This is a genomic window from Hyphomicrobium sp. (genome assembly GCF_020852195.1).
GTDB lineage: Bacteria > Pseudomonadota > Alphaproteobacteria > Rhizobiales > Hyphomicrobiaceae > Hyphomicrobium_C.
This window is the reverse complement of sequence record NZ_JADZBI010000218.1, coordinates 1-8,640: the sequence shown is the minus strand read 5'-3', so window position 1 is coordinate 8,640 and position 8,640 is coordinate 1. Positions and strand designations below refer to the sequence as shown.

Genomic DNA, 8,640 nt, shown 5'->3' with positions numbered 1-8,640 from the left:
GGCACTGTCGTCGAGCTCGACGGCGACGAGATGACTCGCATCATCTGGAAGCTCATCAAGGACAAGCTCATCCATCCCTACCTCGACGTGAACCTCGAATACTACGACCTCGGCATCGAGAGCCGGGACGCGACCAACGACCAGGTCACCATCGACGCTGCGAACGCCATCAAGAAGCACGGCGTCGGCGTCAAATGCGCGACCATCACGCCGGACGAGGCGCGCGTCAAAGAGTTCAACCTCAAGGAGATGTGGAAGAGCCCGAACGGCACCATCCGCAACATCCTGGGCGGTGTCATCTTCCGCGAGCCCATCATCGCCAAGAACGTGCCGCGGCTCGTGCCGGGCTGGACGCAGCCGATCGTGATCGGCCGCCATGCGTTCGGCGACCAGTACAAAGCCACCGACTTCAGGTTCCCCGGCAAGGGCAGGCTCACGATCAAATTCGAGGGCGAGGACGGTCAGGTGATCGAGAAAGAGGTCTTCAAGGCGCCCGGTTCCGGCGTCGCTCAAGCCATGTACAATCTCGACGACAGCATCCGCGAGTTCGCGCGGGCTTCCTTCAACTACGGCCTTAACCGCGGGTTCCCGGTCTATCTCTCGACCAAGAACACCATCCTCAAGGCCTACGACGGGCGGTTCAAGGACCTTTTCCAGGAAGTGTTCGACGCCGAGTTCAAGGACGACTTCGCCAAGAAGAAGATCACCTATGAGCACCGCCTCATCGATGACATGGTGGCGTCCGCCCTCAAATGGTCGGGCGGCTACGTGTGGGCGTGCAAGAACTACGACGGCGACGTGCAGTCGGACACGGTGGCGCAGGGCTTCGGCTCGCTCGGCCTCATGACCAGCGTGCTGATGACGCCCGACGGCAAGACGGTGGAAGCCGAAGCCGCGCACGGCACCGTGACACGCCACTATCGCGAGCACCAGAAGGGCAAGGAGACCTCGACCAACTCCATCGCCTCCATCTTTGCCTGGACACGCGGGCTCGCTCACCGCGCCAAGCTCGACGACAACGCAGCGCTGGCACGCTTCGCGGCAACGCTGGAGAAGGTATGCGTCGACACGGTGGAGGCAGGCTTCATGACTAAGGATCTGGCGCTGCTCGTCGGCCCCGACCAGAAGTGGCTCTCGACGGCGGGCTTTCTCGACAAGATCGACGCCAACCTCAAAGCCGCGATGGCAACGGCGTAATGCTGCGGCGGGCGCTTTCCGCTCTCGCCGCGGCGCTTGGGCTCCTCTCCTCGTCGCGCGCACTGGCCGGGCCGGGCGACCCGCCGGCCTATGCGGCGGCCTTCGAGAAGGCTTTCCTACCCGGTTTCACGGTTACGACGCGCGACGAGCTCCAGGGCGAGACGCGCGTCGAGACCGTGCGCTTCAGGGTTGTCGAGGCCGGCGAGGTGAAGCTTCCGAGCGGGCGCATCTGCGCCGCCGATCCCTTCATTGCGCTCACGGATGCCAAGCCGTTTACACAGCGGACTCCGAGCGGGACGTTTCCCGTCCGCCTCGCGGTGGCGGACTTTCCCTCAGGCGGGCTGCGCGTCGCGTTCGCGCGGGTCGACTTCAAGCAGGCGTCGATCAAGCGCTGGTCCATGGCCGTGGTCGAAGGGCAGGACGTGGCGTCGCTCAAAGAGGACGAGATCTTCGGCTACGGCGTCGATGCGGGGACGGGATCCTTCTTCGATCCGCAGGCGGGCAAGGTGGCGGCCCGGCTGCTCGAGTCCAATCCCGATGCCTGGGAGGCCTGGCAGACGGAAGGCGAGAGCAACGGGCCGAAGGTGGTGGGCCCGTACTTCTTCCTGCTCAACGTTGCGCTCGGCGAGGCCAACGCCATCATGTTCGGCAGCGGTTGGGGCGACGGGTTCTATGCGTCCTGGTTCGGCTATGACGCAGAGGGCAACGTCGCGGCGCTCGTAACCGATTTCTCAACCATCGATTGGAACACGGCCACTTGGTGAGGCGCGCGGCGGCGCCTCGGCCTTTCGATCGCCGGATTCGTGGGCTCCGTTCGGCTCCCGACGCGCAGCCACCGGAGAGCTGATTTTGCGTTTTGGACGTTTCCTGCTCGCCGCCGTAGCGCTGTTCGCGATCGGCGCTTTTTTCGTCAATACGAACCTTCTCGCGCCGCGAGCGGACGGGCGGCCGAAGCTGCTCGCCCATCGCGGGCTGGCGCAGACCTATCCGTCCGAAGGACTGGAAAGCGACACCTGCACCGCAACGCGCATCCGCACGCCCGAGCACGAGTTCCTGGAGAATACGATCGCATCCATGCAGGCCGCGTTCGCAGCCGGCGCCGATGTCGTCGAGCTCGACGTGCACCCGACGGCTGACGGGCATTTCGCAGTCTTCCACGACTGGACGCTCGATTGCCGCACGGACGGCAAAGGCGTGACGCGCGAGCAAACGCTCGCCGAGCTCAAGCGGCTCGACATCGGCTACGGCTATACGGCGGACGGCGGCAAGACCTTTCCGTTCCGCGGTCTCGGCGTCGGGCTCATGCCGTCGCTCGACGAGGTGCTGGCCGCGTTTCCAGACAAGCGCCTCCTCATCAACATCAAGAGCCGGGATGCTGCCGAAGGGCGGATGCTGGCCGCGCGCCTTTCCAAGCTGCCGGAAGCGGCCCGCGCCCGCCTCGCCGTGTTCGGTGACGACGTGCCGCTCGGCGCACTCAGCACGGTCCTGCCCGATATGCGCACCATGGGACGCGGCACGCTCAAGAGCTGCCTCCTCAGCTACATCGGCCTCGGATGGAGCAGCCATGTCCCTCGCGCCTGCCACGGCACGATGCTGCTCGTGCCGATCAACTACGCGTGGGCGCTCTGGGGCTGGCCGCATCGCTTCCTGGCCCGCATGCAGGAGGCGGGGACCGAGGTCTACGTCGTCGGGCCGTACACGGGCCGCGCGTTCACCACCGGGATCGACACGGCGTTCGACATCGGCCAACTGCCCGAAGGCTACACCGGCGGCATCTGGACCAACCGCGTGCACGCCATAGCACCGCTCGTGGCCGGGAAGCGGTGATCGTTCCGGCTAGAGCGTGATCAGCTTTGATTGAATCGAGATCGCGCTCTCGCCTTTTGACGAGGCCGATGATTCACGCTTCTAGTCCAGCCGGGCGCCGGGGCGGGGGCCGGCGAGCGGCACGTGGCGGCGCTGATAGTCGGCGCAGGCCCAGCCCTTGCCGTAGATGAGACGAAGGAAACCGCACCGGACGGCATGGGCCAGGCGGTCAAGGCGCGCGTGGGCGCGCAAGGATGTGCGCATGTTCTCTATCGGTTGCTTCTTGAAGCTCCCCCAAGCCGGGCTGCAATCTAGCCGAGTCCACCGGCGTCGTGGGACCTAGGAAAACTCCCTAGTCCCCATGGGGTTCGGCTGCCAGATAGGGATCGGCCCACGTCGGGTCAATGGACGCATTGCCGCGCCGGTTGGTTCCCTGGCCTTCCGCTTTTTCGGAAGCGCACTAGGCGGGCAGATAGGGCCCGAAGCTCGAGCGCAGGGCTCGGGCGTGGCCGAGGCCAGCGTTGGTGATCTCGTACATGCCGGTGCTGTTCATGGGCTGGCTGATCAGCCCGAGCTTCTTCAGCCGGTGAAGCTGGGATACCACGGCCGACGGCGTGTCGTCCTTAAAGCCGCGGTGCACGAGCGCCGCCATGACCTGCTGCAGGGAATAGGCCTTCGCCTCCTGGGCGAGGGCCTCGAGGATCACCAGCTCGCGCACGCGGCTCCTCTGGTTGCGGCCGATCTCGTCCAGCGCCGAGCCGTCCGCATCGGTGCCGCCGCCGGCGGGCGATCCGGCCGATGCGGAGAGAGGGATGGGGGCAGAAAAACCAGCCCCTGGAAAGGCTGCCGCTTCCGCGGTCGCGATCACCTCCTCGACCACATCGAGGCGCCGGCGGATCTCGTCTAGGAGACGCCGGCGCTCGACCGTGGCAACGCCGCTCAGGGCGACCATGGGATTGAAAACGTCGCGGGCGAAAGTCGCGAAAATATGCGCGACCCGATCATCGGCCGGTGCGCCTGAGGTCCCGTCGGCAGCCATGCCGTTACCCACACCGAATGGAATTGAATGACTTTGCATGCGCGCGCGTCGGACGCGCATGCGTAGTGTTCTTTCTATTGCATTTCATCCGAGCCGTCGCAAGCGGCGTGCGTTGCAAGCCATGCGTTCGTTATATTTTACTCGAATTTATTGCTATAATATATTGATTTATAATTGTTTTTCTTTATGTTACGGAGGCGTCATTCGTTCGAATTCGATGCATTCGCAGGCTGACGTCGGATATGAAGCGGATTCTTGGCCCTCCCATTCAAGGCGCTCGCGTTGCTTATGCTTTTCAACTTCGCGCTGGCCCATCTTAAGCATGATCGAAGGCTGCACCCCGCGTTCCAAGAGGGAGGGGTGTCATGGCTTCGCAATCCACCGATCTGCTGTTCGATCTCGTTCTCGATCCCACGCTGCTCGACCTCGTGCTGGCGATGCCAGACCTGACCTGGCGCGAGGTCGCGACCACGGCGGCAACGCTCATGGTGTGGGACATTCTCTCGAAGCCGCTGATCGCGTTCTTCTGGCGGCACACGCGGCGGCCGCTCTCGTGGGGACTGTTCCGGCTCGCGGTTGCGCTGAGGCCATGATCAATCCCTCTCCCCGCTTGTGGGGAGAGGGAGGAACTAACCTCCGGCGCCGAGGCGGGCTTCGATGGCGGCGAGCGCGTCGGGCGCCTTGGCGCCGTCCGGGCCACCGGCCTGGGCCATGTCGGGGCGGCCGCCGCCGCCCTTGCCGCCGAGCGCTTCCGCGCCGGCCTTCACGAGGTCGACGGCGCTCCAGGTCTTGACGAGGTCGTCCGTCACGCCAACCGCGAGGCCGGCCTTGCCGTCCTCGGTGACGCCGACGATGGCCACCACGCCGGAGCCGACCTGCTTCTTGCCGTCGTCGACGAGGCCGCGCAGGTCCTTCGGGTTCAAGCCCTGCACGGAGCGCGCAAGCAGCTTCACGCTGCCGACGGTGCGCACGGCGTCGGCCTGGGAGGCGGCGCCGTTGCCGGCACCGGCTGCGCCGCCGAGCGCGATCTGGCGCTTGGCGTCGGCGAGCTGGCGCTCGAGCGCCTTGCGCTCCTCGACCAGCGCCTTGAGCCGCTCGACGAGATCTTCGGGGCGCGTCTTCAGGACGGCGGCCGCCTCCTTCAGGCGCGCATCCGCGTCGGCCAGGTAGGCGCGCGCGCCGTCGCCGGTCAGCGCCTCGATGCGGCGCACGCCGGCGGAGCTCGCGCTCTCGGCCACGATCTTGACGAGCCCGATGTCGCCGGTGCGCCGCACGTGCGTGCCGCCGCAGAGCTCGACCGACCACGCCTTGTTGGCGCCGGGCTTCAAGCCGCCGTCGTCAAGGGCGCCCATGGACACGACGCGCACCTCGTCGCCGTACTTCTCGCCGAACAGCGCCATGGCGCCGGACGCCTTGGCGTCCTCGAGCGCCATCAGACGGGTCTCGACGGGGCCGTTCTCGAGCACGATCTCGTTGGCGAGCCGCTCGACGGTCGCGATCTCGTCGGCGCTCATCGGCTTCGTGTGCACGAAGTCGAAGCGCAGGCGGTCGGGCGAGACGAGCGAGCCTTTCTGCGCCACATGCAGTCCCAGCACCTGGCGCAGGGCCTCGTGCAGAAGGTGCGTCGCCGAGTGGTTGGCGCGCGTCGCCGTGCGGCGCGCGTGATCGACCTCGAGCTCGACGGCGTCGCCCACCTTGAAGCTGCCCTTCTCGACCTTGCCGATGTGCACGAAGAGGTCGCCGAGCTTCTTCTGCGTGTCGGTGACGCGGAACAGCGCACCCTTGGCGCCCTTGATCACACCTTCATCGCCGACCTGGCCGCCGCTCTCGCCGTAGAACGGCGTCTGGTTGAGGACCAGAACGCCCTCCTCGCCCACCTTCAGCGTCTTCACGGGCTTGCCGCCCTGCACGAGAGCGCGGATCTCGCCCTCGGCCTGCTCGGTGTCGTAGCCCAGAAACTCGCTTGAGCCGACATCCTCCTTGATCTCGAACCAGATCTCCTCGGTGGCGGCTTCGCCCGAGCCCTTCCAGGCGCGGCGCGCCTCCTCCTTCTGCTTCGCCATGGCGTCGTCGAACGCCTTGGTATCGACGGCGATGCCGCGGGCGCGCAGCGCATCCTCGGTAAGATCGAGCGGGAAGCCGTAGGTGTCGTAGAGCTTGAAGGCGACGTCGCCGGGGAAGGTGGCGCCCTTCTTCAGGCCGGCCGCGGCCTCGCCGAGCAGCTTCAAGCCGTTGCCGAGCGTCTTCTTGAAGCGCGTCTCCTCGAGCTTCAGCGTCTCCTCGATCAGCGCCTGGGCGCGGTCGAGCTCGGGATAGGCGGCGCCCATCTCGCGCACGAGCGCGGGAACGAGCCGATACATGAGCGGATCGACGCAGCCGAGCTGGTGGGCGTAGCGCATGGCGCGGCGCATGATGCGGCGAAGCACGTAACCGCGCCCCTCGTTCGAGGGCAGCACGCCGTCGGCGATGAGGAAGCTCGTCGCGCGCAAGTGGTCGGCGATGACCCGGCGCGCGGGCTTGACGTCTACGCCTTCCGGATTGTCGGAAGCGCCGAGCTTGCGGCTCTCGTCGCGAATGGCCGCGATCAGGGCCTTGAACAGGTCGATGTCGTAGTTGTCGTGCACGCCCTGAAGCACGGCCGCAATGCGCTCGAGGCCCATGCCGGTGTCGACGGAGGCCTTCGGCAGATCGATGCGCTCGCCCGTGGGGAGCTGCTCGTATTGCATGAAGACGAGGTTCCAGATCTCGATGAAGCGGTCGCCGTCGGCGTCGGCCGAGCCCGGCGGGCCGCCCGGGATCTTGGGGCCGTGGTCGTAGAAGATCTCTGTGCAGGGGCCGCAGGGGCCAGTGTCGCCCATCTGCCAGAAATTGTCCTTGCTCGCGATGCGGATCAGCCGCTCGTCGGGAAGGCCGGCGAGCTTCTTCCAGATGGCGTGGGCCTGGTCGTCCTCGTGGTAGACGGTGACGGTCAGGCGCTTGGGGTCGAGGCCGAACTCCTTGGTGACGAGCGTCCAGGCCAGCTCGATCGCCCGCTCCTTGAAGTAGTCGCCGAACGAGAAGTTGCCCAGCATCTCGAAGAAGGTGTGATGGCGCGCGGTGTAGCCGACGTTGTCGAGGTCGTTGTGCTTGCCGCCGGCGCGGACGCACTTCTGCGAGCTGGCCGCGCGCACGTAAGGGCGCGTCTCCTGGCCGGTGAAGACGTTCTTGAACTGCACCATGCCGGCGTTGGTGAACATCAACGAGGGGTCGTTGCGCGGCACGAGCGGCGAGGACGGCACGATCTCGTGCCCCTCGGCCTTGAAGTACTCGAGGAACGCCCGTCTGATCTCGTTGACGCCAGCCATCTCAGATTCCGAAATTGATTCACCGCACGCATAAGGCCGCGGCGCCCGACACTCCACCCTACGTCATCCCGGCGCCACGGCGGGGCCATGCTTCGCGTCATGGCAGTGCCATGCTTCGCATAGGCGACGGCCGGGATCCACGACACCTAGAGAATCGGGTGTGGAAGCAGCAGGGGCGCCGGCGATCCAGGCGAAGCTCGACTTCGCCAAAACGCCGGCATGACGGAGTTAGATTGCAACTGACGCCGGCAGTCGCAAGGGCGCGATTGGCCATTGGCCGCTTTTAGCGGGCCTCAAGGGGGGTTGTCCAGAAATGCGCGCGGCCGCCGGTGTCTCAGCCGGCAATGAGCCCGACAGCCGCCCAGATCAAGAAGGACCAGACCAGGAACCATACCAACGTCACAATAATGATGACGGGAACGAGCAGGAGAAAAGTGCTGATTTGCGCCGCCAGACCCGTTTTCGAGCGTGCATAGGAAAGCGCGGCCAGGAGTGCTACGACCGGCGCGCCGAGAAGGCTGAACAGCCACCCATACCGGCGGACCACGTCTGGCCCTCCTTTCGCGTAGCGGGTGAACACTCCAAGACTGGATCACCCTACTGCCCAGCAATCCGGACGCCAAACGAGGCCGCGAGCCCGGGCACAGGAGGGGTGCGCACAGATTGTGCAACCGAGTGCGGACCGCCAGGGTGGCCGATCAGCGCTTGGCGCCAGAGCGCGAGCCCTTCTTACCGGACACTTCCGGCGCCTCCGGCAGCACGCCGTCCTCGTCCGGCTGCTCCTCGGCATCGTCCGCGCCGGCGTCGGGCTCGGTCAACATCTTGTCGACGATGAGGCCGGCGTTGGCACGGATGGCTTTCTCGATGGCGTGGGCGACCTTGGGGTTCTCCTTCAGGAACAGCTTGGTGTTCTCGCGGCCCTGGCCGATGCGCTGGCCGTCGTAGGAGAACCAGGCTCCCGACTTCTCGACGATGCCTGCCTTGACGCCAAGGTCGACAAGCTCGCCCGTCTTCGAGATGCCCTCGCCGTACATGATGTCGAACTCGACCTGCTTGAACGGCGGCGCGACCTTGTTCTTCACCACCTTGACGCGGGTCTGGTTGCCGACCGTCTCCTCACGCTCCTTGATCTGGCCGATGCGGCGGATGTCAAGGCGTACCGAGGCGTAGAACTTGAGCGCGTTGCCGCCGGTCGTGGTCTCGGGGTTGCCGAACATCACGCCGATCTTCATGCGGATCTGGTTGATGAAGATG

8 protein-coding genes and 1 pseudogene are annotated in these 8,640 nt (G+C 65.9%); 4 read left to right on the top strand and 5 right to left on the bottom strand.

The annotated features are described in order from the left end of the window. The 3 genes from IT540_RS18130 to IT540_RS18120 form a co-directional block, all read left to right on the top strand. The coding region (locus IT540_RS18130; RefSeq protein ID WP_291181059.1) for an NADP-dependent isocitrate dehydrogenase at window positions 1–1,197 on the top strand (1,197 nt) is incomplete at its 5' end. Then, window positions 1,197–1,961 (top strand): DUF4241 domain-containing protein, encoded by a 765-nt coding sequence (locus IT540_RS18125; RefSeq protein ID WP_291181057.1) that lies wholly within the window; start codon window positions 1,197–1,199, stop codon window positions 1,959–1,961. The genes IT540_RS18130 and IT540_RS18125, both read left to right, overlap by 1 nt. A gap of 85 nt (window positions 1,962–2,046) precedes the next feature. Then, a complete protein-coding gene (locus IT540_RS18120; protein WP_291181055.1) occupies window positions 2,047–3,024 on the top strand; it encodes a glycerophosphodiester phosphodiesterase family protein in 978 nt (325 codons plus the stop codon). Between the two features lie 81 nt (window positions 3,025–3,105). Here the strand turns inward: IT540_RS18120 and IT540_RS18115 are convergent, their stop codons facing one another. Then, window positions 3,106–3,267 carry a hypothetical protein gene (locus IT540_RS18115; protein WP_291181053.1) on the bottom strand — a complete coding sequence of 54 codons (162 nt, stop codon included), beginning with the start codon at window positions 3,265–3,267 and terminating at the stop codon, window positions 3,106–3,108. 196 nt (window positions 3,268–3,463) lie between these two features. Next, the gene (locus IT540_RS18110; RefSeq protein WP_291181051.1) at window positions 3,464–4,042 is read right to left on the bottom strand and encodes a hypothetical protein; all 579 of its coding nucleotides are present in this window, start codon (window positions 4,040–4,042) and stop codon (window positions 3,464–3,466) included. Between the two features lie 365 nt (window positions 4,043–4,407). Between IT540_RS18110 and IT540_RS18105 the strand changes: the two genes are divergently transcribed. Then, on the top strand, window positions 4,408–4,635 hold the full coding sequence (locus tag IT540_RS18105; protein ID WP_291181049.1) for a hypothetical protein: 228 nt from the start codon (window positions 4,408–4,410) through the stop codon (window positions 4,633–4,635). 36 nt (window positions 4,636–4,671) lie between these two features. On the opposite strand, the gene alaS is transcribed toward IT540_RS18105, so the two are convergent. The 3 genes and pseudogenes from alaS to IT540_RS18090 all read right to left on the bottom strand — a co-directional run. After that, a complete protein-coding gene (gene alaS, locus IT540_RS18100) occupies window positions 4,672–7,386 on the bottom strand; it encodes an alanine--tRNA ligase (protein WP_291181047.1) in 2,715 nt (904 codons plus the stop codon). A 334-nt stretch (window positions 7,387–7,720) separates the two neighbouring features. After that, a complete protein-coding gene (locus tag IT540_RS18095) occupies window positions 7,721–7,933 on the bottom strand; it encodes a hypothetical protein (protein ID WP_291181045.1) in 213 nt (70 codons plus the stop codon). 151 nt (window positions 7,934–8,084) lie between these two features. Further along, window positions 8,085–8,640, bottom strand: a pseudogene (locus IT540_RS18090) (DNA recombination/repair protein RecA); the annotation flags it as partial.

What these genes read in the sequence shown, in the direction of transcription:
- IT540_RS18125 (WP_291181057.1), top strand. Translation starts at nt 1,197, where the DNA reads ATGCTGCGGCGGGCGCTTTCCGCTCTCGCCGCGGCGCTTGGGCTCCTC.
- IT540_RS18105 (WP_291181049.1), top strand. Translation starts at nt 4,408, where the DNA reads ATGGCTTCGCAATCCACCGATCTGCTGTTCGATCTCGTTCTCGATCCC.
- alaS (WP_291181047.1), bottom strand. Translation starts at nt 7,386, where the DNA reads ATGGCTGGCGTCAACGAGATCAGACGGGCGTTCCTCGAGTACTTCAAG.
- IT540_RS18110 (WP_291181051.1), bottom strand. Translation starts at nt 4,042, where the DNA reads ATGGCTGCCGACGGGACCTCAGGCGCACCGGCCGATGATCGGGTCGCG.
- IT540_RS18115 (WP_291181053.1), bottom strand. Translation starts at nt 3,267, where the DNA reads ATGCGCACATCCTTGCGCGCCCACGCGCGCCTTGACCGCCTGGCCCAT.